The sequence below is a fragment of the Glutamicibacter sp. JL.03c genome, assembly GCF_025854375.1.
Taxonomy (GTDB): Bacteria; Actinomycetota; Actinomycetes; order Actinomycetales; family Micrococcaceae; genus Glutamicibacter.
Window position 1 is genome coordinate 2072275 of sequence record NZ_CP107575.1, and the last position, 22946, is coordinate 2095220.

Sequence of the window (22946 nt, forward strand, 5' to 3'; positions counted from 1 at the left end):
TTCATGTCAAGCACATGAGCGCCCCCGAACTTGAAAAGAAGGTGTACTGAAATGACCCAGATTTCCGCAAAGCCGATGCCAGCCAGCGATGCCGAAGTACAGCAAATCGCGAACTCCGAGGCGTGGCTGTCCCTCAAGTCCGCCACCACGGAATTCCAGAGCCTGCAAGCCAAGGACGGGTCGCTCATCGACTCCTCCTCGACTGCGCGGGCCACCGCGCTCATTGACACGGTGATCGCCGCGGTCCAGACGCTGCAGGCCCATTTCGAGCACGACGCGGAATATCTCGAGCAACTCGTGATCGATCTGCGCCAGTGGTCGGATGCCGGGTTCACGGTGCCTGATTTCCTGGATTCCCTGGTGCAATTCCAGCCGCAGGCCCAGCGCATCGATGGACTGATGCACCTGGTGCTCTTCCCGATGTACACCCAGAACGGTTCAACCAACCGCCATCTCGAAGCGGTGCTGGTACAGGTGATGTGGCCTGAGTTCATCGCGGATCTGGAAGGTTCGGCCTACACCAACGCACTGTTCGTGCCGTTGCGCTTTGTCGACTTCACCGAAGGCTACGACACCAACTCCGCGGTGCTGTTCCCCGAATCCGTAGCCATTCGCGAAACCCCCTCCTTCACCTGGGGAGCCATCTTCCAGGACCGCGAAGCGGCACGCTTCCGCAAGGTACTGCAGGAGGCATCGTCCATCACGAACTTGCAGCTGCCAGAAGATGCCGCCGAGCTGCTGGCCGATCAGCACCTGACCGAAGAAACCTTCATCATGTGGGATCTGATCCACGACCGCACACACATGCGCGGCGACTTGCCCTTTGACCCGTTCATGATCAAGCAGCGCATGCCGTTCTTCCTGTACTCCCTCGAAGAGCTTCGCTGCGACCTGACCGCCTTCCGCGAATCCATGAAGATCGCCGCCAATCCGAAGACGGATGCGAAGACCGCCAAGATGGCCAAGCTGGTGCAGTACGCAGTGATCTTCGACCGGATCTTCCGCTTCGCCATCACCGGTTCACGCGTACGCAACTACGACGGCCTGGGCGGCCAGCTGCTGTTCGCCTGGATGCATCAGCACCACGTCCTGCACTGGACCGACACCAAGCTGAGCATCGACTGGGACCAGGTCCCAGAAGTCGTTGCAGCCTTGGGGGATGCGATCGACGACCTGTACTGGAAGTCCATCGACCGCCCCAAGCTGGCCCATTGGCTCGCCGCCTATGAACTGGTCTCTGCAACGGTGACCCCTAATCCCGCCTCCGTGTGGGCCAAGGGACCCGAAGCGTTGCCGCTGACCGCGCCGCTGCGCGACATCACCGACCAGGTGCTGGACGACGAATTCCCGCTGTCGATGTTCTACGAGGCATTGAACAAGAAAATGGCCAGCGTCATCGAGTCCACCAAGGGCATGACCGGCGCGACAGAAATCTAGCGCTTCTGCCTTAGGGTAGGAAGTGTGAGCGACGAAAGATCATTCTTGAACCAGACACCACGATTAGTGCTCATCGCCGGTGCCACCTCGGCCTCCGGCATTGCCTGCGCACAAGCGCTGTGCGATGCCGGAGTTCGGGTCTTGGCCGTGGGCAGCAACCAGGCGCGCCTGGACGAGCGCTTGGGCTTTGTCGAGGCCCGCATCGAATGCGATCTCACCGATTTCGCGGCAGTGCACGAACTGGCCCAGGCCATCCATGCCGCCTACGGCCCGATTGATGGCCTGTTACATCTGGTCGGCGGATGGCGCGGCGGCAAATCGATCGCCGGCCAGAGCGACGAGGACTGGGACTTTTTGCACCGCACCGTTCTGACGACCTTGCGCAACACCACCCGGGCGTTTGTTGACGACCTGGTCGGTTCGGCGGCCGGACGCTTGGCGATCGTCAGCGCCGAAGCCGTGCTGAACCCGACGCCATCGAACGCCAACTACGGTGCCATCAAGGCTGCCGCCGAACACTGGGTCAACGCGATCGCGCGCTTGTTCAGCAAGAACGCAGAACATGCCTCGGCGCTCAGTTGGGTCGTCAAAGCCCTGAGCGACACGTCGCCCGAAGATACTGCTTCCGGGCAGACCTCGGTGCAGTGGCTGGCCGAGGCTGCAGTGGAGTTGCTTTCGGATGGCACGGTAGCGCTCAACGGCACCAGGTTGCCGCTGCGACAAGCCTGATCCTCCATCTGGGCGTTCACACGCTGCCTTGCCCTCTGCCCCCGTTTTCCAATCCCTGAGAAGGACCACATCACTATGACAACACTTCACGAGACTGCCGTGCGCGGTTTCGCTTCCGACAACTATTCCGGGGTGCATCCGCGCATCCTCGACGCGATCGCACGTGCCAACGGAGGCCACCAGATTTCCTACGGCGAGGACCAGTACACCGAGGCCTTGGGCCAGGTCGCGCGCGATTTGTTCGGGCCAGAGGCGTCGATCTTCCCGGTGTTCAACGGGACCGGGGCCAACGTCACCGCATTGCAGTCGCTTTTGCCACGATGGGGCGCTGTCATCTGCGCCACCTCCGCGCATATCAACGTTGACGAAAATGGCGCGCCAGAACGCGTCGGCGGCTTCAAGCTGCTCCAGGTCCCCACCCCGGACGGCAAGCTCACCCCTGAGCTGATCGACAAGGAAGCCTGGGGCTATGGGGACGAGCATCGCGCGCAGCCGCTGGCCGTATCCATCACCCAGGCCACCGAGCTCGGCACCCTCTACACCCCGGAGGAAATCAAGGCCATCGCCGACCACGCCCACCAGCTGGGCATGAAGGTGCACCTTGACGGGTCGCGCCTATCCAACGCCGCGGCGTCGCTGGGCGTTGAATTGCGCGCCCTGACCACCGACGCCGGCGTGGACATCGTATCGCTCGGCGGAACCAAGAACGGCATCCTGCTGGGCGAAGGAATCTTGACCCTGCGCAAGGAGCTTGCCGATGACATGAAGTACCTGCGCAAGATGAATATGCAGCTGGGCAGCAAGATGCGTTTCATCTCGGCACAGCTGATCGAACTGTACGGCACCGGTCTGTGGCGGGAATTGGCCAGCCACTCGAACCTGATGGCGTCCAAGCTCGCCGAGGCAGTGCAGCAGATCGACGGCGTCGAGCTGGTCTACCCCACCCAGGCCAACGGCGTTTTCGCGCAATTGCCGACCGAGGTCAGCGATGAGCTGCGCCAGCATTTCCGCTTCTACGACTGGGACCGCGCGGCCGGCCAGGTGCGTTGGATGTGCTCCTTCGACACCACCGAAGAAGATGTCGCCGGGTTCATCGCGAAGCTGCGCGAGCTGATGGCAGCACACCAGGGCGCGTAGCAAAGCGTGTGGGTCGGCGTGCCGTACCGCGCCTCAGGTACGGCACGTTTAGACTCAAATTGTGACCAATGATCGCTCTGCTTCCGCCATCCCGAGTGCCTTCGCCAAGGCCCTCGACGAGCTGTCGCATGCCAAGGTACGCAAAGAACTGAAGTTCACCGAAATTCCAGCGCCGGGGCGCTTGGCTCCCTTCGCTTTGGCGTTGAGCGGTGACGTGATCGACGTCGTGCCCCCGGACCACGGACCGCATGGGCAGGAAATCGGCCGGACCCCGTTCCTGCAGCCGCAGGAACAGCTGGCGACCGGACGCTTCATCCTCCTCTACGATCCTGCAGGCCAGGAACTGTGGAACGGCCAGTTCCGCATCGTCACCTACATCCGGGCACGTCTGGATCACGAGATGGGCCAGGACGCCATGCTGGCCTCCGTTGCCTGGTCGTGGCTCGAGGATTCGCTGCGCGAGCGAGAGGCTTTCCATCACTCCGCTGGCGGCACTGCCACCCGTGTGATTTCAGAGTCCTTTGGAAATCTCGCCGGGGAACAAGACCACATCGATATCGAACTGCGTGCCTCTTGGTCCCCCGACTCAGATCACCTCGGGCCGCATTTGAGCGCCTGGGCTGATCTGGTGTGCACCTTCGCCGGCCTGCCGCCCCTGCCCGAGGGCGTCCAGCAGCTACCGCATCGCCGGCTAAGTTAACCCTGCCGGCTCCGAGGCCCGGACCGGTTGGATCTAGAATGGAAGCATCATGCCGAATTCTGACTCCGCCCCGTCCGCATCAACCGCCGCTGGCATTGAGCCCGCAGAACCCGTGTTGACTCCGCTCACCCATCCCCGCGATGGCATCCCGGAAGTCATCAACACCCAGGTGGCCCTGCGCCGGGCGGTACGGGAACTCAGCGCGGGAACTGGCGATCTGGCCGTGGATACCGAACGAGCCAGCGGGTTCCGCTATGGGCAACGTGCTTTCCTGCTCCAGATTCGCCGCCAAGGCGCTGGCACCTGGCTGATCGACCCCGAGGTATTGGATGACCTGGGCGAGTTGCGCGACTTCGTCAACCAGCAACCGTGGATTCTGCACGCCGCCACCCAGGACTTGCCGTGCCTCCACGAATTGGGCATGTCTCCCACTTCCTTGTTCGATACCGAATTGGCCGGCCGGCTGGCCGGGTTCCCCCGCGTTTCGCTGGGCACCATGGTCGCCGAATTATTGGGCCTGCAGCTGGCCAAGGAGCATTCGGCAGTGGATTGGTCCACTCGCCCCTTGCCTGAATCGTGGCTGAACTATGCGGCTTTGGACGTAGAGGTCCTCGAAGAACTGCGCCAGGAAATCACCAAGGTCCTCGAAGAGCAGGGCAAGATGCAGTTCGCGCTGCAGGAGTTCGAATACGAGCGGAACCTGCCCGATCCGCAGCCAGCCGAGGAACCCTGGCGCAAGCTCTCGGGAATCCACAAGCTCAAGGGCCGGCGCAATCTGGCCATCGCCCGCGAGCTGTGGCTCTCGCGCGAAGCCCTGGCCCGCAGCCAGGATACTGCCCCGGGCCGATTGCTGCCCGATCGCGCCATCATGGCCGCGATCGAGCAGAAGGCCTCCAGTGTCCCGGCCTTGCTGCAGATCCCTGGATTCCACACTCGCCACGCGAAGCGTGATGCCCCGCGCTGGATGGACGCGATTCAGCGCGGCCGCAATACCCGGGATTTGCCCGAGTTGCGCTCGGCGAAGCCCGGGTTGCCCCACCCCCGTTCATGGGCAGAGAAGAATCCTACTGCCGCCCTCCGCTTGGACGCAGCCAAGGCGGTGCTCGGCGAGCTGAGCGAGCAGTGGAATATCCCGGCCGAGAATCTGTTGACTCCCAGATATTTACGCGAGTTGTGCTGGAACCCGCCAGCGTTGATCAGCATGGAAACTGTCGCGCAACAGCTCGAGGCGCTGGGGGCTCGTCCATGGCAGCGAGAATTGTTGTCGCCCGGTTTCACCCAGGCATTCTCCACCGTTTAGGGCTGCAGTCCCGCGCACGCGCCGCACGGCATCTTGGGACTGTGATGTGTTGCACTTGCACTTCAAGTTACTCCTGAGTAACCTATGGTTTAGGTCACAGTGATGCTGGCCACTGCCCGACTCCGGGCAGCATGAACCAACCCCAAGGAGCCCGCCGGTGAGTGCCAACGCTTCGACCGTGCCCAGTAACATGCACCATACGCTCGATGACCGCGACGTCGTGTTTGTCGATGGAGTCCGTACTCCCTTCGGCAAAGCAGGCGAAAAGGGTATCTACCATGGAACCCGCGCTGATGATCTGGCCGTCAAAGCGGTCCGCGGCTTGCTCGAACGCAACCAAAAGGTTCCCGCCGAGCAGATCGACGAAATTTCCATTGCCGCCACCACGCAGTCCGGAGACCAGGGGCTGACCCTCGGCCGCACCGTGGGGCTGCTGTCCGGCATCCCCAAGTCCGTTCCCGGTTTCGCCATCGACCGCATGTGCGCCGGTGCGATGACCGCCGTCACCGCTACCGCAGGAGGCATTGCCTTTGGCGCTTATGACCTCGTCGTGGCCGGCGGTGTGGAGCACATGGGCAATCACCCCATGGGCGCCGGAGCGGACCCGAACCCGCGTTTCCTTTCTGAGCGGATCGTGGACCCGCAGGCACTGAATATGGGCAACACCGCGGAAAACCTGCACGACCGCTTCCCGGAGATCACCAAGGAACGCGCCGACCGCTATGCCGTGGCCTCGCAGGCCAAACTCGCCAAGGCCTACGAGAACCAGCAGATCCAGCCAGACTTGGTGGCCGTTGCCGCCCAGCGTCCAGGCGAAGGATGGGCCGTCAATACCAAGGATGAGCCTCCTCGCCCCGGTACCACCCTGGAATCACTCGCCGAATTGCGCACCCCATTCCGCGCCCACGGCCGAGTCACCGCCGGCAATGCCGCAGGCTTGAACGACGGCGCCACCGCAGCGCTGCTCGCCAGCGGCCACGCCGTTCGCGAGCTCGGGCTGGAGCCCAAGATGCGCATGGTCTCCTTCGCATTCGCCGGCGTCGAGCCAGATGTCATGGGCTACGGCCCGGTGCCAGCCACCGAAAAGGCGCTCGCCAAGGCAGGGCTGGGCATCGAGGATATCGGGCTCTTTGAAATCAACGAGGCCTTCGCCGTCCAGGTCCTTTCGTTCCTGGACTACTACGGCATCGACCAGGATGACGATCGAGTCAACCGCTACGGCGGCGCCATTGCCGTGGGCCACCCGCTGGCTTCTTCTGGCGTCCGCCTGATGACCCAGCTGGCTCGGCAATTCTCCGAGGACCACACCGTGCGCTATGGCATCACCACCATGTGCATAGGCCTGGGCATGGGCGGCACCGTCATTTGGGAAAACCCTCACCATCCTGATTTCGGCAGCAAGGCGTAAGGACAGATAACGATGACTGCAACCACCACTAATTTCTCGGCCGTCGCCGAACTCATGCATGACGAGACCGTCACCCACTCCTACGTCAACGACGTGGCCCTGCCAAGCGGCAAGATCCTGGCATTGCTGACGTTGGACAACGGCCTGGACCACAAAAAGCCAACCACCTTGGGGCCCAACGGCCTGCTGGAATTGCGGGCTGCCCTTGAAATCCAAGCCGCACGCGCCAAGGCCGGAGAGATCCATGCCCTGGCCATCACCGGCAAGCCTTATTTCCTGATAGCCGGCGCAGACCTCTCGGCGGTCACCCGCCTCAGCGCTCCCGACCAGGCCACTGCCATGGCATCGTTGGGACACTACACCTACGAGTTGCTCGCTGACCTGGGAGTGCCGACTTTCACCTTCATCAACGGACTGGCCCTCGGCGGCGGATTGGAAATCGCCCTGGCCTGCAACTACCGCACCGTGAGCAGCACGGCCGGCGCCTTGGGCCTGCCTGAGTCCTTTCTCGGCTTGATCCCGGGATGGGCCGGTGTCTACCGCCTGCCACGGCTGGTAGGTCCCGAGAACGCCTTGAAGGTGATGATCGAGAACCCGCTGAATAACAACCGAACCCTCTCCGGCCCTGCCGCCTACAAGATGGGTGTCGCTGACGCCCTCTTCGAGCCAGCGGACTTCATCGAGCACTCCACCACGTTTGTCGACGCGGTCCTGTCCGGGGAAACCCAGGTCCAGCGGCCCAATGCCGTGGACCCCAGCGATCCGGACGTCGCACGTCGTTGGCTCGATGCAGCCGATCAAGCTGAACAATTCGTTGATTCCAAGCTCTCAGGTGCCGCCCCGGCCCCGTACAAGGTCTTGGAAGTCTTCCGCAAGGGACTGACCTTGACCCAGCAGGAGTCCGCCCAGCTTGAAGTCGAAGCCCTGACTGGATTGATGCGAACCAGCCAATTCCAGAACACCGTATATGCCTTCCTGGATCTGGTGCAGAAACGCGGCAAGCGCCCGGCCGGTGCACCCGATGCAAAGCTCGCCCGCCCGGTTTCAAAGGTCGGCGTTGTCGGCGCTGGCTTAATGGCCGGCCAGCTGGCTTTGCTCTTTGTCCGTCGCCTCAGTGTTCCGGTAGTCATCACCGATCTGGACCAGTCGCGCGTGGATAAGGGCCTGGCCTACATCCACGGGGAAATCGACAAGCTGCACAGCAAGGGCCGTTTGAGCCAAGACGCGGTGAATCGCGCCAAGGCCTTGGTCACCGGTTCAGTCACCAAGGAGGCATTCGCGGATGCTGACTTCGTCATCGAGGCGGTCTTCGAAGAGCTGAGCGTCAAGAAGCAGGTCTTCGCTGAAGTCGAAGCAGTGGTCTCCCCCGAGTGCATTCTTGCCACCAACACCTCGTCCCTGTCGGTTACCGAGATGGGCCGGGATCTGAAGCATCCAGAGCGCTTAGTCGGCTTCCACTTCTTCAACCCGGTTGCCGTGATGCCGTTGCTGGAAATCGCGGCCACCGAATGGACCAGCGAATCTGCGCTATCCACAGCCTTCGTGTTGGGCAGGAAACTGAAGAAGACGACGGTCAAGACCCAAGATGCGGCTGCCTTTGTCGTCAACCGCGTCCTGCTGCGCCTCATGAGCGAAGTCCAAGCGGCCTTCGATGAAGGAACCGACGCCGCTACCGCTGATTCCGCGTTGACTCCTATGGGGCTCCCGATGAGTCCATTCACTTTGCTGGCCATGGTCGGTCTTCCGGTGGCCCAGCACGTCAATGAGTCATTGAACGCTGCCTTCGGCGCGCGCTTCGCGGTCTCTGAGAACCTCCAGAAACTGATTGATGCAAAGATCACCACTTTGTGGGTCAAGAACGATCACGGCGAACAGGTCATGAACCCAGATGCCAAGGATCTGCTGGTCCAGGGATCGTCCCCATCTACCCGAGAAGAAATTCTCCTGCGTGTGCAGGACGCGCTCGCTCAGGAAATCGGGTTGCTTTTGGCTGAAGGCGTTGTAGCCGAAGCCGCCGATGTCGATCTATGCATGATCACCGGCGCGGGTTGGCCTATGCACCTGGGTGGAATCACCCCATATCTTGACCAGGTGGGTGCTTCAGAACGCGTGAACGGCAAGAAATTCAATAGCTGATCCCGGCACAAACTTTGGGCTTCATTCCTCGAGGAATGGAGCCCAAAGTCATTCTGGCGTCTTGACGGGGCTGAGGTGGAAAATTATTCTCCGGCTCTTAGCACCGCCACAGGGTGATCTGTCAGAATGTTTCCATGACTGACTTCGCTCAACCAGCCCGCCGCACCGTCATGTGCGCCTCGGCCGCTCTTGGTTCTGCCGCACTGCTGACCGCCTGTGGCGATGGTCATTCCGAGGCGCAAGTTCCCGAAGCTTCTCCAGTTCCATCGGCCAGCGGAAACGGCCAGGCAGTTATGGACCTGGCCGAATTGGAAGTTGGCGCACGAGCCACCGTCCAGGCAAAGCATCCGACCGGCGCTGAAATTCCTGTCCTGCTGTTCCGCCCAGACGAGAAGACTGTCTTGGCCTATTCGAGCGTTTGCACCCACCAAGGCTGCGTCGTGACAACCAAATCTACGCAGGAAGACTTTTTCTGCGCCTGCCATGGATCGCGTTTTAAGCCTGCAGACGGGACGGTGACTGATGGCCCGGCCATCGCTCCCCTCGCCCGCTATGCAACCGAAATCAACAACGGCAAGATTATCGTCTTCGTCACCGATTCGAAATAGGTCGGATAGTCCGCTGAACACAGCAAGAGGCTGCAATCCCTTGTATTGGGATTGCAGCCTCTCGTTATGAGCAACAGCGTCTAGAAGAGCGCAACCTTCTGCGGAGCCGGGAAAATGGAATCCAGCTCGGCGCGTTCCTCGTCGGTGGGTACCCAACGCACTGCCTGCGCATTCATCTGGATTTGTTCAGGACGGGTGGCTCCGGCAATGACCGAAGCCACTGGCTGCTGGGCTGCAAGCCAAGAGAAAGCCAATTCGATCGGCGCCAAATCCCGTTCAGCGGCAAACTGCGCAAAACGATCCAGCTGTTCGAAATCCGAGGTCTCCACCAACTGCTGGCGAGCATGGGTCAAGCGGCTTCCTTCAGGCGCGAAGCCCTTGGAGTACTTTCCAGTCAGCAATCCGTTGGCCAATGGGAAGTACGGCAGGACGCCCAAGCCGAATTCGCGAGCCGCCGGCAGAACTTCCAGTTCCGCACGCCGGTCAATGAGATTGTAGTGATTCTGCGCCGAGACGAATCGCTCGGTGCCAAGCTCACGGGCTACATATTCGGCTTGCGCGATTTGCCAACCGGCACGGTTCGAATGGCCGATATAGCGGACCTTGCCGCTGGTGACCAGATCATCCAAGGCACGCAGGGTCTCATCGATCGGCGTGTTCGGATCAGGGGTGTGGAACTGGTACAGGTCGATGTGCTCGGTACCCAGCCGCTTCAAGGAAGCTTCCACGGCCTTCATGATGTACCGGCGGGAACCGCGTGCGTTGAAGTCCGGCCCATTGGCTCCGCTGACATCCATGCCGAATTTGGTGGCGAGAACGATGTCCTCGCGGTTCTTGCCCAAAGCCTTACCCAGCCGCTGCTCCGAGAGCCCGGCGGTCTTGCCGTAGTTATCAGCGACGTCGAAAAACGTGATGCCTGCATCCAATGCGGCGTGGACCACCGCGTCGGTGCCCTCCTGGGACTCAGTGGCGGTGCCGGTTCGGCCCAAATTATTGCAGCCCAAACCTACGACGGAAACGCTCAATCCACTGTGGCCAAGTTGACGGAATTCCATATACACCTCACTGTTTTTCCTTCGCCGCTTTTCTGAGCGACCTTATACCCCTAGGCTATCGGTTAGGCCCCGTGGCCGAAGAGTTAAAGACACAATTCACTGCATTGCATATTTATCCATTAGGATGGAAACATGTCTAAAGTTCTTACCAATCTTCCTGTAGGCGAGCGCGTCGGAATTGCGTTCTCCGGTGGCCTCGACACTTCGGTGGCAGTAGCCTGGATGCGCGACAAGGGCGCCATTCCATACACCTACACTGGCGATCTCGGCCAGTACGACGAACCAGATATCGACGCTGTTCCTGGCCGTGCACTGGAGTACGGAGCTGAGAACTCCCGTCTGGTTGACTGCAAGCCAGCACTCGTCGAAGAGGGCTTCGCCGCTCTTGCCTGCGGCGCCTTCCACATCCGCACCGGCGGCAAGACCTACTTCAACACCACACCGCTGGGCCGTGCCGTCACCGGCACCCTGCTGGTTCGCGCCATGCGCGAGGACGGCGTGGATGTCTGGGGCGATGGTTCGACCTACAAGGGCAACGACATCGAGCGTTTCTACCGCTATGGCCTGATGGCCAACCCGAAGCTGCGCATCTACAAGCCATGGCTCGACCCGAACTTCGTCACCGAGCTCGGCGGTCGCCAGGAAATGTCCGAGTGGCTGCAGGAACACGGCTTCCCCTACCGAGACTCGGCCGAGAAGGCCTACTCGACCGACGCCAACATCTGGGGCGCAACCCACGAAGCCAAGACCCTGGAACTGCTTAACAGCTCGATCGAGTCCGTTGAGCCGATCATGGGCGTGAAGTACTGGGACGAGAACGTTGAGATCAAGACCGAAGACGTCTCGGTTACCTTCGTTGCCGGCCGCCCGGTGGCCATCAACGGCAAGGAATACACCGATGCGGTGGCTCTCGTGAATGAAGCCAACATCATTGGCGGACGCCACGGCCTGGGCATGAGCGACCAGATCGAGAACCGCATCATCGAGGCCAAGTCCCGCGGCATCTACGAAGCACCTGCCATGGCGCTGCTGTACATCGCCTACGAGCGCCTCGTGAACGCCATTCACAACGAAGACACCGTAGCCAGCTACCACAACGAAGGCCGCCGCCTGGGCCGCCTGATGTACGAAGGCCGCTGGCTGGACCCACAGGCGCTGATGCTGCGCGAATCGCTGCAGCGCTGGGTTGGCTCTGCCATCACCGGTACCGTCACCATCCGCTTGCGCCGAGGCGACGACTACACCATCGTGAACACCGAGGGCGAGAACCTCAGCTACCACCCGGACAAGCTGTCCATGGAACGCGTGGGCGACGCGGCCTTCGGTCCGGTGGACCGCATCGGCCAGTTGACCATGCGCAACCTGGATATCGCTGACTCCCGCGGCCGTCTGGAACAGTACGCCAACATGGGCCTGGTCGGTGGCACCACCGCCAAGCTTGTTGGCTCGCTGGAAGCCGGCGGAGCTAACGACATCGTCAACGCTACCTCGGTAGACAGCGATGATCTCGCAACCGATCGCGCCATTGAATCTGCTGCATTCGACGCTGGCACCGACTAAGGTCTGTTGCTAGATAAACGCTGACCGGCGCTACTTCTCAGGAAGTAGCGCCGGTCTTTTTGCATATGAGCTCAGTTCTCGGCGGAAGAATCCGTTTAGAGCGGTAAGGGACTGCAACGCCATGATGAATCCGTTGGCAATTCCGGCGACAGCTTGAGCCAGTCCCCACAAACCGCGCCTCATGCGCTCGCGTTTGGCAGGTTGGGGTTGTTCTACCAGGATCTCGCTTCCAGCAAGGCTAACAGCGGGCTGATAGCGAGGGTGAAGCCAACCAGCGAAACCATGTGCAGGATCAAACGGACCCGTGCACCTAGCTTGGAGTTAACCGGTGGCAAGTTGAATCCATGCTCGACGATCCACGCCGCAACGGCTACCAGCACACCGGTCAAGGCTAACTGCGCCGGCGCAACACCTGAGAATAATGACGCAATCCCAATGCCGATAATGGCAGCAATAAAGGCCTGAAATACGAGATGAAGCGGCGTGCGCGTTGCTCCCATTTGCGGCGATTTGCGAGGGGCTCCGGGAGTTTCATCCCGATCTTCCTGAGGAATCATGTCTCCTATTTTCCTATATCAATTCTGCCGTTGAGTTCCCGGCTGCGCCGGTAAGATCCTTGCGGAGCAATACACCGCTGCCCCCGGTAAACCAAACGGATCCGAAGTGGTCGGCCCTGGCTATTTCCTTGAAACCGAAGGATGCCTGCAAGCGTAGTGATTCGCTATTCCGCGCGTTGACAACGCACCAGGCCTGCTGCGCCCTCTCAGCGATCCAGGCCAGTCGTGCAGCCGTCAGCCGTGACGCATATCCGCGTTGTTGGAATTCGTGGGCGATTTCGACGCCTGAAAGGTAGTACCCTGCAGGAGCGTAATTATCTTGGGGTTCCCACCAGGCCGCTCGGCCCCAACCGATGAGACGCCCACCTTCGTCCTTGAGCACCAGCTGGCATTCCTCATCCCCGAAGTGAGATGGTTCCGAGGAACGTCCCATTGATCTGGAGAGCAGACGAATGGCTTCATGGTCTAAAGCCTTCATGGGCACTGGCTCAAAGGCACGCATTGTTGCTTAGTCCAGGGTCATTGGCTTTGGCGGCAGAGGATGAACGCTCTTGATCTTCCCTGGAGTTGCGTACTCGGCGGTGCCAATGCTCATCTTGGTGAAATCCAACTTCGCTTCGCGGATGCAGGTCTTGATTGCGGCCACGGCAAGCTTTGGAGCAGGAGTCAGGATGCGGATGTTCAGCTTGCGCGGTGCGAAGTCACTCGATTCCACGGTGCCCAAGCCGCGCCAAGCCAGATGACCGGTCAATGCCTCCTTGGCTTTCTTCTCCAAGTAGCGATCGCGTTCGGTACCCGACGCCGACTTCAACGAGTACTGCACGATGACCCACGACTGGTCTTCGTTCTGGATTTCGGCGTAGCCCTCGTCGGAGCATGCCTGCAGGAATCCTGCAAACAACTCGTCGGCACGGTCGTTATCAACGTCCTGAACGTCGCTAGTGGTGGACATGTGTCCCACGCTGCCGTGGTTGATGACGAACTGGCCTACTTCTTCATCTTCAAATTGCTGGAACCACGCTTCACGGAAGTGAAGTACGTTTTTCTCGTCCAAACGGTAAGTGCGAATAATCGCCATCGGTTTCCCTTTACAGGTCAGTGGAACAATGAGGTGCTGGGTCTATGCGTGGTGCAGCTGATTGGCTTGATCCAGCCAATGCTGTCGGTGCGAATGGTTGAATGGAGGTTCGTCCCGATGTACTGCATCAAGCAGTGTGTCGCTCGCTGCCCGAATCTCGGCTTTGAGTTCCTCGGGATAGCCCATGGACACGCCGTGTTCGGCGAATTCGTCTTCGTCGTCGAGAAAGGTTCCACGGCTTCGAGACCGGATGACATCAAGGTCAAGATCCACCGAGTTCACTTCCCAGCCGCCCTGCTGCAATGGACGCCATCCGACGCCAAGGGACAAATCGATGTACACATCAAAATCGTCAGCGGGATCCGCATAAAGGGTGGCGACCCATGACCCTTCAAGGGGAATGAGGCACAGTGCGTTGGTCCGGGCCAGATGCGCGGCCCCAGGCCTCGCGACCAGTGATCCTGCCGGCTGGTGCAGCCAGTGGCCGTACTGGTCGCTTCCAAGGTAAAAGCCCGGAACCACCCAGTGGGGCAGCCCGTTGTATTTCCATGCGCGGGCCACCACCAGGGCACCGACACTGATGTCCTCAGGATTGCGTGGAAGATCTACGGGGAATCCGTGCAGGTTGCTCATAGCTTGGGAATCTGTCCCGTGGGCAGATCCTGGCCCGGCAACGGTCGAGCGAACGGAACCTTGGTGCCAAGTACCTGTGCGAGGGTATCGCGAGCTACCTGCTGCGCGGTCAGTCCGACTCGTTCAAGCACCTCGGAGCGTGAGCCGTGCGCCAGGAATTCAGTTGGCAGCCCCACTTCGTTCAGTGCGGTGTCAACACCTGCCGCGCGCATTTCAGTGCGCAGGCGCGATCCGACGCCGCCTGCCCGTACGCCGTCTTCGATGCACACGACGATGCGGTGCCGTGCAGCCAGGGAGATGACGGACTTCGGCATTGGCAGCACCCAGCGCGGATCCACGACTGTTACTGATACGCCCTGGCTGTTCAGCCGCTGGGCTACGTCCAGGGACAATTCGCTCATGGCGCCGACGGATACGATCAACACGTCCGGTGCAGCCCGATCACCCAAGCGAGCCAATACGTCGACACCATCTGGCAAGCGATCGACCGCATCAATGGGTTCGCCGACGGAACCCTTGGAAAAGCGAACGACGCTCGGCGCATCGTTGATATCCAGCGCCTCGCGCAGTTCTTCGCGGAGTCGGGCGGCATCGCGTGGCGCAGCCAAATGCAGATTCGGCACGATCTGGGTCAAAGCCATATCCCACATGCCGTGGTGGCTGGCGCCATCTGGGCCGGTGACGCCTGCACGGTCAAGGACGATGGTCACCCCGGCCTTGTGCAGGGCGACGTCCATGAGCAGCTGGTCGAATGCGCGGTTGAGAAAGGTTGCATAGACACAGACCACTGGGTGCAAACCGCCGAAGGCCAGGCCTGCCGCGGTAGTCATGGCGTGCTGCTCGGCGATGCCAACGTCGATCACGCGCTCAGGATGTTCCTGGGCCATTTTCTTCAGGCCCACAGGCTGCAACATGGCACCGGTGATGGCGACAATGTCGTCGCGCTCTTTGGCGACTTGCGCGATTTCCTCGCCGAAGACGCTGGTCCAGCTTTGCGCACTCGACTTCGAGACTGGAAGGCCGGTGACCGGGTCGATGATGCCCACGGCGTGGAACTGGTCAGCTTCGTCGGCGCGAGCAGGCGCGTAGCCGTGGCCTTTTTCGGTCAAGGCGTGCACGAGGACAGGGCCAGAATATTGCTTTGCCTGCTGCAAGGCTTCTTCAACGGCCCGCTGATCATGGCCGTCAATGGGGCCAATGTACTTCAGCCCCAGATCCTCGAACAGGCCCTGTGGAGCCCACCAGTCCTTGATGCCCTTTTTGGTGGCATGGAGGGACTTGTAGGTGAATCCGCCAATGGGACCCGAGCCCTTGAGCTTGTCCTTGAGCTTTTCCATCGCCGTTTCGTAGGCAGGATGCGTGCGGAACTTATCGAGCTGCTGCCGAAGGCCGGAGAGCTGGTTGGCCAAGCCGCCGATGGTTGGGGCATACGAGCGGCCGTTGTCGTTGACGACAATCACTGCTTTGCGGTCCTTGTCGGCCGCAATGTTGTTGACGGCTTCCCAAGCCATGCCACCGGTGAGGGCGCCATCGCCGACCAGTGCCACTGCATAACGGTCGTTGTTATGCGTGAGCTTGTTGGCGCGGGAGATGCCGTCAATCCACGACAGCGACGACGAAGCGTGGGAGGACTCGACCACGTCGTGTTCTGATTCGGCGCGGTCAGGGTAACCTGAGAGGCCGCCTTGCTGGCGAAGGGATTCGAAGTTCTGGCGTCCGGTGACGAGCTTGTGAACATATGACTGGTGGCCGGTGTCGAAGACGATGGAGTCTTGTGGCGAGTCAAATACGCGGTGGATGCCCAAAGTCAGTTCAACGACGCCGAGGTTGGGTCCTAGGTGGCCGCCTGTGCGCGCCACGTTGTCGATGAGGAAAGTGCGGATTTCGTCCGCGAGCTCATGAAGTTGTTCCAGGGTCAGCGCCCGCAGATCGCTTGGTTTTTTGATGGTCTTCAGCAAAGACACGTTCGTCCCCTTTACAAATTCGCCCGTGGTGGCCGTGAACCCATGCGAAATACTTAGTTTACCCCGTTGGAAGCTTCTCCTATTATCCGCCACTGCCGCAGATAGCGCGAATTTCTGGGCAATGACCTTCAATACCGCGCACCATGTTGATGTACAGCGCGTAGCTATTCGAACCTCGCCAGCGCCTCGTGGATCATCTGGTGCCCTTGCGCCTCAAACTCATCGTCGCCGACTTCGTATGCCCAGATCGCTGTGCCGATCGCTTCCCGCAATAACATGATCGACCACGCCGGTTCCTGCCGAGGATCTTCGCCGTATCCTGCTAGGAATGCTGATTCCAGTGCTGGGAGTCCTTTGAACTGTTGGCTGGCCAATCTTGCGAGGTCGCTGGCGGCCGGACGGAAATCGAACCTTCCAAAATCGATGACGCGCAGGCGCCCTTCTTCGACTAGCCAGTTTCGTGGTTGCCAATCCCCGTGGGTCGGTACAAGGGCAACGGCTTGTGGAACGTATGCATCTAAGATGCGTACCATCTGCTGGCAATGACTCCGGCTAATCCGATGTTGCAGCGACAATAGGTGACGGAATTTTTCGGTCAAACGCGACTCGTAGTGATGGTCGAGGTGCTGGGCTTGTTGATGGAAGACCTTCAGCGCGACCCCGGCTTGATGGTAGATGCCGGAACTATATTCGTGGCGTGTACCCACACATAGTGTGCCCGGTAGATACTCCAACAGGATCAAACGCAGCTGTTCGTCATGGAACAACATACCCGCAGCGAGACCATGAGATTTCAAGGAGCCTGTATAGCGTCGGTGCGCCTGTAGTTCTCGAGAAATATGGTGGTTTCCCGCTCCCCCAGTTTTGAGAATGATGTCGCGCTGATCCGACCGCAGATGGAGAACCCTTGTGTCGGTGAGATTCCACGAAAGGTCGCGAATAACCTCAACATTGCCCAACCAAATACGAACCTGTGCTGCTTGTTCAGTGGTTAGATACTTCGCAAGATCACCGACCGTCATCACGGCCCCTTTTCCCATCAGCATTGGCCGATGGCGCTAGAAAAACCACATGTTCAGGGCCGACATAGCCGTCGAACGAGCCGATTCGCTGCAGCCCCGATCGTTCGCATAGTCGTAGCGACGGAGTATTGCGCGGGTCGACAATGGCGAGAATTTCTGTAGCCACGATTCGTTCGGTGGCATAGTCAAGCACGATGCGGGCGGCTTTCGTGGCGCAGCCTTGTCCCTTGGCATCAGCGTGCAAATGCCAGCCAATCTCCCTGGGCTGACCCTCCAGGCCCATGCCGATCAACCGCGGCATTTGTTCGTTCATCGACTTGCCTCGCAGGTTAGCGACAGGCTCACCGCCATGGAACAGCGTTATGGCCCGCATACGTTGCCCATCTTCACGAACAGCGCGACGTCGAACCATAGAGGCTGATGCTCGCTCAAGGGTCGTCATGGGCATTGCATCCGGTCCCAAATAATGCATGGTTTAGCTGCGCGATTCCAGATCAAGCAAGAACGCGGCACCTTCGGATTCCCCGGAGCGCAAGACCATACGCTGAGTGTGATGCTCGTTCACAGGTGATCCTTTCTCGCCAGTATATGGCCCATGGGGCGAAGTTCATCCGCGGAGTGCATATCGGACGGCTACGCTAAATACATGGAACCGAGGCAAGCAGCAGATTCCGCAGCCCGGCGCTATTCCTCTCTGGCCGAAGCATATATCGAGCTTTTCGGACGTGTCGAGCAAACTGACGCAGCAGATCAGGAACTGATCGCCCAGTGGGCCCAGGAACTGAGAGGACCGGTTCTGGATGCAGGGTGCGGCCCAGGACAATGGACGCACCTCATTTCCGGGCCTGGTCGCCCTGGCACCGGCGTGGATTTGGTGCCCGAATTCCTGGAACACGCCAAGTCCAGCTACCCGGATTGCACTTTCCAGCAGGCAGATATGGCTTCCTTGCCCTTCCCGGATGATAGTTTTTCCGGGGTCTTGGCATGGTATTCGATCATCCACACTCCACCAGAAGACCTGCCGTCAATTCTGAGTTCACTGACGAGGGTCCTGAAGCCAGGCGGAGACTTATTGGTGGGCTTTTTCGCAGCCGAGAAGATCCAGCCCTTCGAGCACAAAGTGGCTCCGGCGTGGTACTGGCCTGTCGCGGAATTGTCCGATCTTATGGCCAATGCAGGTTTTACCATCGTAGATCACTCAACACGGGATCGCGCCGGGGCCCGGCGCCACGGGCAGATCATGGCACGGCTCGAAAGCTGGCGTCGCTGAGGGATTAAGCAGAAATGAGGCCGAAGGCTAATGCCTTGGGCCTCATTTCTCAGGGTGTTGCGTAACTACCTGAAAGTCACTCCGACAGGTGCCGGGGTGGTTCTACTAGTTAGCAGCAGCGATCTGGCGCAGTACGTACTGCAGGATGCCACCGTTGCGGTAGTAGTCGGCTTCACCTGGGGTGTCGATGCGCAGAACTGCATCGAACTCGGTGACCTTGCCGTCTTCAGCGGTTGCGGTGACCTTCAGGGTCTTCGGGGTGGTGCCGTTGTTCAGCTCGGTCACGCCGGCGACTGCGAAGGTCTCGGTACCGGTCAGACCCAGCGAATCAGCGGACTCGCCCTCGGGGAACTGCAGCGGAAGAACGCCCATGCCGATCAGGTTCGAGCGGTGGATACGCTCGAAGGACTCGGTGATGACGGCCTTGACGCCCAGCAGTGCGGTGCCCTTGGCAGCCCAGTCACGCGAGGAGCCCGAACCGTATTCCTTGCCACCAAGAACGACCAGCGGGGTGCCGGCGGCCTTGTAGTTCTCTGCAGCATCGTAAACGTACGACTGCGGAGCACCTTCCTGGGTGAAGTCGCGGGTGAAGCCACCCTCAACGCCATCCAGGAGCTGGTTCTTGATGCGGATATTGGCGAAGGTACCGCGGATCATGACTTCGTGGTTACCACGGCGCGAGCCGTAGGAGTTGAAGTCCTTGCGATCCACACCGTTCTCGATCAGGTAGCGGCCAGCCGGGGTTTCCGACTTGAACGAACCTGCCGGCGAGATGTGGTCGGTAGTGACCGAGTCGCCCAGCTTCAGCAAAACGCGCGCGCCGTTGATGTCCTCAACAGGCTGTGGCTCTGCGGTCATGCCATCGAAGTAAGGAGCCTTGCGTGCGTAGGTCGAGTTCTCGTCCCATGCGAAGGTCGAACCCTCAGGGGTGTCCAGTGCCTTCCAGCGCTCGTCGCCGTCGAAGACGCCTTCGTAGCCCTTGGCGAACATGGCCTTGTCAATCGACGAGTCCATGATCTGCTGAACCTCGACTGGCGATGGCCAGATGTCCTTCAGGAAGACATCGTTGCCCTCGGAGTCCTGGCCCAATGCGTCGGTCTCGAAGTCGAAGTCCATGGTGCCAGCCAGCGCGTAGGCGATAACCAGTGGCGGGGAAGCCAGGTAGTTCATCTTCACGTCTGGGTTGATACGGCCTTCGAAGTTGCGGTTACCGGTCAGCACTGCGGTAGCTGCGAGGTCGTTGGCGTTGATCGCCTCGGAGATCTCAGCATCCAATGGACCGGAGTTACCGATGCAAGTTGCGCAGCCGTAGCCAACAACGAAGAAGCCGAGCTTCTCCAGGTATGGCATCAGGCCGGACTTCTCGTAGTACTCGGTAACGACCTTCGAGCCTGGTGCGACCGAGGTCTTGACCCATGGCTTGGAGGACAGACCCTTGTCGGCAGCGTTGCGAGCCAGGACGGCTGCGGCCAGCATGACCGAGGGGTTGGAGGTGTTGGTGCACGAGGTGATCGATGCGATCGAAACCAGGCCGTGGTCCAAGGTGAACTTGGTGCCATCTTCCTTGGTGACCTCGACAGCGGTCGATGGACGGCCGATGCCCTGGGTGTCCTCTGCGTCCGACACGTAGTTGTGCAGGTCCTTGCGGAACTGTTCCTTCGAGGACGAGAGCTCGATGCGGTCCTGTGGACGCTTCGGGCCAGCGATCGATGGAACAACGGTGGACAGATCCAGCTCGATGAATTCCGAGAAACGGATTTCGCGGCTTGGATCGTGCCACATGCCCTGTTCCTTGGCGTAAGCCTCGACCAGTGCCACGTTCTCGTCGCTGCGGCCGGTCAGGCGCAGGTAGTCGAGGGTGACATCGTCGATCGGGAACATTGCGGCCGTGGAGCCGAATTCTGGGGACATGTTGCCGATGGTGGCGCGGTTGGCCAGCGGCACCTGGGCGACACCTTCGCCGTAGAACTCAACGAACTTGCCGACAACACCGTGCTTGCGCAGCATTTCGGTGATGGTCAGAACCACGTCGGTTGCGGTGGCGCCGGCTGGGATCGAGCCAGAAAGCTTGAAGCCGACAACGCGTGGGATCAGCATGGAGACAGGCTGGCCGAGCATCGCTGCTTCGGCCTCAATGCCGCCAACGCCCCAACCCAGCACGCCCAGGCCGTTGACCATGGTGGTGTGGGAGTCGGTGCCTACGCAGCTATCTGGGTAGGCGCGCAGGACACCGTTGACCTCGCGGGTCATGATGGTGCGAGCCAAGAACTCGATGTTGACCTGGTGCACGATGCCGGTTCCCGGTGGAACGACCTTGAAGTCGTCAAAAGCGGTCTGGCCCCAACGCAGGAACTGGTAACGCTCACCATTGCGCTGGTATTCGATTTCCATGTTGCGCTCGACTGCGCCCTTGAAACCGAAGGTATCGATCTGCACGGAGTGGTCGATGACCATTTCGGCAGGTGCCAGTGGGTTCACACGGGTTGGGTCGCCGCCGAGGTCCTTGACGGCCTCGCGCATGGTTGCCAAGTCAACAACACATGGAACACCGGTGAAGTCCTGCATGAGGACTCGACCCGGGGTGAACTGGATTTCGGTGTTCGGCTGAGCCGAAGCATCCCACTGACCCAGTGCGTTGATGTGTGACTTGGTTACGTTCGCGCCATCTTCGGTACGAAGCAGGTTCTCAAGCAGAACCTTAAGGCTGTAGGGAAGGCTTTCCGAGCCTTCGACCGTATTCAGTCGGTAAATTTCGTATTCGGTTCCATTGACGTCAAGTACGCCCTTGGCACCGAAGCTGTCCACATTGCTCACGTGGGACTCCTCTCGCCAGACACTCATTCTGTTGCACACGCACACTGAAATTCCAGTTAGGAGTTCCTAACTGAGATAGTCAGGTTCCTAGCGCGGCAGAGCTAAAAACAGTCTATCGCCAACTGCGAGAAAAAGACTCCTCGGAATAAGCTTTCATCGAAATTCGTGTCCGAATGGACGATTTCACCCGGTTAACGTCGCACGAAGAGCCCGATCGACTCCATATGGTGGGTGTGCGGGTACAAATCGTGAATCTCCACGTGCTCTAATTCGTAGCCGCGCGCAGTCAATCGAGCGATATCGCGGGCGAAAGATGCCGGATCGCAGGAGACGTAACAAATGCGCGAGACCCCGCTTGAACCTAGTTCAGCGGCGACTTGCTTGTCGATGCCAGCCCTTGGCGGATCCAGCACCACCGCATCCAAGTTGGCATCGCGAGCTACCTGGCGCAAGACACGTTCAACGCGTCCGCGAATCACCGTCGCCTGTCCGAAGGATTTCAGATTCTTCTTCGCATCGGCGTGGGTTCCCGGGGCGCCCTCAATGGAGAAGACCCGCCCCTGCTGCCCCACGGCCTTCGCTAGCGGCAATGAGAACAGCCCGGCTCCTGCATACAAGTCGGCAATTTGCTCGCCACGTGCCGGCTCAATCAATTCGACGACCCGCTCGCTGAGCAGGTTCGCCGCGGCGCGGTGCACTTGCCAGAACCCTTCACCGGTAATCCGGTACTTCTCCCCCATGGCCTTTTCGCTCAGCCAGGGGTCGCCGGCCAAAACCTGCAAGGATCCCTTGCCATCCGCTGCGGACCCGCCCCGCTGGCTGAATGATGCAACGTTCACGCCTTCGGGGAACTGCTTGGCGACCTTAGCCGCAGCACCTGGTTTGGTCTCGGAGAGCAAGACCAGGATGGTTCGATCATCCGCGCTGGACACTGCCACCTCCACGCGGTCAATACCGGAATAGTCCACCACATAGATTCCACTGCTTTCGATGGCAGGATGAGCCAGTGGCATCGAATCGATGCTCGTCAGCTCGTTGCTGCGGAATCCGCTCATGGCCAGGCGTCCTGCGCTGTCTACCGAATAGGACATGCGTGTACGCCAGCCAAGGCCGTCCGCCGAGCCGGCGGCCGCCTGCACCGCTGGGAAGTTGCAGTCCTCGGCCTTCAAACCTCCTAGCCGGGTGAACTGCTCGGCTGCGACCTGGGCCTTCAATACACGCTGGTAGTCCAGGGAAATATGCCCGAACTCCGCTCCGCCTACGGGATCCTGGTGCTTGAGCGCATTGGCGGCATCCCAGAAGTGCGGTACACGATGCTCGCTGGCTTCATGGACCTCCACGACATCGGCGCGCCAGAATTTGGCGTCAGGCGCCGAATCGGTGAGCCGGACGGATACGAGTTCGCCGGGAATACCATGACGCACAAAAATCACCCGGCCTTCGTGGCGGGCAACCGTATGCCCGCCGTGGGCAATGTTGCCCAAACGAACTTGAAGCGCAGGTGATTCAGTCATTTTTTCGTCTTTCATCAAAAGTGT

Annotated in this window: 20 protein-coding genes; 10 read left to right on the top strand and 10 right to left on the bottom strand. The window is 60.2% G+C overall.

Annotation, left to right across the window (positions count from 1 at the left end):
- Nucleotides 1-51 precede the first annotated feature (51 nt).
- From OF385_RS09590 to OF385_RS09625, 8 genes are all read left to right on the top strand, one after another.
- Nucleotides 52-1437, top strand: coding sequence for a DUF6421 family protein (locus OF385_RS09590; protein WP_264275182.1), 1386 nt, complete (start codon nt 52-54; stop codon nt 1435-1437).
- Nucleotides 1438-1482: 45 nt separating this feature from the next.
- On the top strand, nt 1483-2166 hold the full coding sequence (locus OF385_RS09595; RefSeq protein ID WP_264275183.1) for an SDR family NAD(P)-dependent oxidoreductase: 684 nt from the start codon (nt 1483-1485) through the stop codon (nt 2164-2166).
- Between the two features lie 75 nt (nt 2167-2241).
- The gene (locus tag OF385_RS09600; protein WP_264275184.1) at nt 2242-3303 is read left to right on the top strand and encodes a threonine aldolase family protein; all 1062 of its coding nucleotides are present in this window, start codon (nt 2242-2244) and stop codon (nt 3301-3303) included.
- Between the two features lie 61 nt (nt 3304-3364).
- A complete protein-coding gene (locus OF385_RS09605; RefSeq protein WP_264275185.1) occupies nt 3365-4003 on the top strand; it encodes a DUF3000 domain-containing protein in 639 nt (212 codons plus the stop codon).
- Between the two features lie 49 nt (nt 4004-4052).
- Nucleotides 4053-5303, top strand: coding sequence for an HRDC domain-containing protein (locus tag OF385_RS09610; RefSeq protein ID WP_264275186.1), 1251 nt, complete (start codon nt 4053-4055; stop codon nt 5301-5303).
- Between the two features lie 190 nt (nt 5304-5493).
- Complete coding sequence (locus OF385_RS09615) at nt 5494-6711, top strand: thiolase family protein (RefSeq protein ID WP_264277892.1); 1218 nt, start codon at nt 5494-5496, stop codon at nt 6709-6711.
- Between the two features lie 12 nt (nt 6712-6723).
- On the top strand, nt 6724-8847 hold the full coding sequence (locus OF385_RS09620; RefSeq protein ID WP_264275187.1) for a 3-hydroxyacyl-CoA dehydrogenase NAD-binding domain-containing protein: 2124 nt from the start codon (nt 6724-6726) through the stop codon (nt 8845-8847).
- Between the two features lie 134 nt (nt 8848-8981).
- Nucleotides 8982-9455 carry a ubiquinol-cytochrome c reductase iron-sulfur subunit gene (locus OF385_RS09625; RefSeq protein ID WP_264275188.1) on the top strand — a complete coding sequence of 158 codons (474 nt, stop codon included), beginning with the start codon at nt 8982-8984 and terminating at the stop codon, nt 9453-9455.
- Between the two features lie 80 nt (nt 9456-9535).
- On the opposite strand, the gene OF385_RS09630 is transcribed toward OF385_RS09625, so the two are convergent.
- Complete coding sequence (locus OF385_RS09630) at nt 9536-10510, bottom strand: aldo/keto reductase (RefSeq protein WP_264277893.1); 975 nt, start codon at nt 10508-10510, stop codon at nt 9536-9538.
- Nucleotides 10511-10642: 132 nt separating this feature from the next.
- Between OF385_RS09630 and argG the strand changes: the two genes are divergently transcribed.
- Entirely contained in the window at nt 10643-12070 is a 1428-nt protein-coding gene (argG, locus tag OF385_RS09635; RefSeq protein ID WP_264275189.1) for an argininosuccinate synthase, read from the top strand.
- Nucleotides 12071-12282: 212 nt separating this feature from the next.
- Here the strand turns inward: argG and OF385_RS09640 are convergent, their stop codons facing one another.
- The 7 genes from OF385_RS09640 to OF385_RS09670 form a co-directional block, all read right to left on the bottom strand.
- Nucleotides 12283-12627, bottom strand: coding sequence for a hypothetical protein (locus OF385_RS09640; RefSeq protein WP_264275190.1), 345 nt, complete (start codon nt 12625-12627; stop codon nt 12283-12285).
- Nucleotides 12628-12640: 13 nt separating this feature from the next.
- Nucleotides 12641-13105, bottom strand: a complete 465-nt coding sequence (locus tag OF385_RS09645) for a GNAT family N-acetyltransferase (RefSeq protein WP_264275191.1) — start codon at nt 13103-13105, stop codon at nt 12641-12643.
- 30 nt (nt 13106-13135) lie between these two features.
- Nucleotides 13136-13705 carry a hypothetical protein gene (locus OF385_RS09650; protein WP_264275192.1) on the bottom strand — a complete coding sequence of 190 codons (570 nt, stop codon included), beginning with the start codon at nt 13703-13705 and terminating at the stop codon, nt 13136-13138.
- A gap of 42 nt (nt 13706-13747) precedes the next feature.
- Nucleotides 13748-14338 (bottom strand): YgaC family protein, encoded by a 591-nt coding sequence (locus tag OF385_RS09655; RefSeq protein WP_264275193.1) that lies wholly within the window; start codon nt 14336-14338, stop codon nt 13748-13750.
- A complete protein-coding gene (gene dxs / locus OF385_RS09660) occupies nt 14335-16302 on the bottom strand; it encodes a 1-deoxy-D-xylulose-5-phosphate synthase (protein ID WP_264275194.1) in 1968 nt (655 codons plus the stop codon). The genes OF385_RS09655 and dxs overlap by 4 nt, the downstream gene beginning before the upstream one ends.
- A gap of 164 nt (nt 16303-16466) precedes the next feature.
- Entirely contained in the window at nt 16467-17324 is an 858-nt protein-coding gene (locus OF385_RS09665) for an aminoglycoside phosphotransferase family protein (protein ID WP_264275195.1), read from the bottom strand.
- Entirely contained in the window at nt 17311-17796 is a 486-nt protein-coding gene (locus tag OF385_RS09670) for a GNAT family N-acetyltransferase (protein WP_413467964.1), read from the bottom strand. Before OF385_RS09670 ends, OF385_RS09665 begins: the two co-directional genes overlap by 14 nt.
- A 174-nt stretch (nt 17797-17970) precedes the next feature.
- Here OF385_RS09670 and OF385_RS09675 point away from each other — a divergent pair, with 174 nt between their 5' ends.
- On the top strand, nt 17971-18594 hold the full coding sequence (locus OF385_RS09675; RefSeq protein WP_264275197.1) for a class I SAM-dependent methyltransferase: 624 nt from the start codon (nt 17971-17973) through the stop codon (nt 18592-18594).
- Nucleotides 18595-18699: 105 nt separating this feature from the next.
- Here OF385_RS09675 and acnA read toward each other — a convergent pair whose 3' ends face one another.
- Both acnA and OF385_RS09685 read right to left on the bottom strand, forming a co-directional pair.
- Nucleotides 18700-21408: an aconitate hydratase AcnA gene (gene acnA / locus OF385_RS09680; protein WP_264275198.1), complete on the bottom strand. Its 2709-nt coding sequence runs from the start codon at nt 21406-21408 to the stop codon at nt 18700-18702.
- Nucleotides 21409-21599: 191 nt separating this feature from the next.
- Entirely contained in the window at nt 21600-22922 is a 1323-nt protein-coding gene (locus OF385_RS09685) for a class I SAM-dependent RNA methyltransferase (protein ID WP_264275199.1), read from the bottom strand.
- Nucleotides 22923-22946: the final 24 nt, after the last annotated feature.

Coding starts and splice junctions, on each gene's coding strand:
- OF385_RS09590 (WP_264275182.1), top strand. CDS start 52: ATGACCCAGATTTCCGCAAAGCCGATGCCAGCCAGCGATGCCGAAGTA.
- OF385_RS09645 (WP_264275191.1), bottom strand. CDS start 13,105: ATGAAGGCTTTAGACCATGAAGCCATTCGTCTGCTCTCCAGATCAATG.
- OF385_RS09640 (WP_264275190.1), bottom strand. CDS start 12,627: ATGATTCCTCAGGAAGATCGGGATGAAACTCCCGGAGCCCCTCGCAAA.
- OF385_RS09620 (WP_264275187.1), top strand. CDS start 6,724: ATGACTGCAACCACCACTAATTTCTCGGCCGTCGCCGAACTCATGCAT.
- OF385_RS09625 (WP_264275188.1), top strand. CDS start 8,982: ATGACTGACTTCGCTCAACCAGCCCGCCGCACCGTCATGTGCGCCTCG.
- OF385_RS09685 (WP_264275199.1), bottom strand. CDS start 22,922: ATGACTGAATCACCTGCGCTTCAAGTTCGTTTGGGCAACATTGCCCAC.
- OF385_RS09665 (WP_264275195.1), bottom strand. CDS start 17,324: ATGACGGTCGGTGATCTTGCGAAGTATCTAACCACTGAACAAGCAGCA.
- argG (WP_264275189.1), top strand. CDS start 10,643: ATGTCTAAAGTTCTTACCAATCTTCCTGTAGGCGAGCGCGTCGGAATT.
- OF385_RS09610 (WP_264275186.1), top strand. CDS start 4,053: ATGCCGAATTCTGACTCCGCCCCGTCCGCATCAACCGCCGCTGGCATT.
- OF385_RS09670 (WP_413467964.1), bottom strand. CDS start 17,796: ATGCATTATTTGGGACCGGATGCAATGCCCATGACGACCCTTGAGCGA.
- OF385_RS09675 (WP_264275197.1), top strand. CDS start 17,971: ATGGAACCGAGGCAAGCAGCAGATTCCGCAGCCCGGCGCTATTCCTCT.
- OF385_RS09655 (WP_264275193.1), bottom strand. CDS start 14,338: ATGAGCAACCTGCACGGATTCCCCGTAGATCTTCCACGCAATCCTGAG.
- OF385_RS09600 (WP_264275184.1), top strand. CDS start 2,242: ATGACAACACTTCACGAGACTGCCGTGCGCGGTTTCGCTTCCGACAAC.
- OF385_RS09615 (WP_264277892.1), top strand. CDS start 5,494: ATGCACCATACGCTCGATGACCGCGACGTCGTGTTTGTCGATGGAGTC.
- OF385_RS09630 (WP_264277893.1), bottom strand. CDS start 10,510: ATGGAATTCCGTCAACTTGGCCACAGTGGATTGAGCGTTTCCGTCGTA.
- OF385_RS09650 (WP_264275192.1), bottom strand. CDS start 13,705: ATGGCGATTATTCGCACTTACCGTTTGGACGAGAAAAACGTACTTCAC.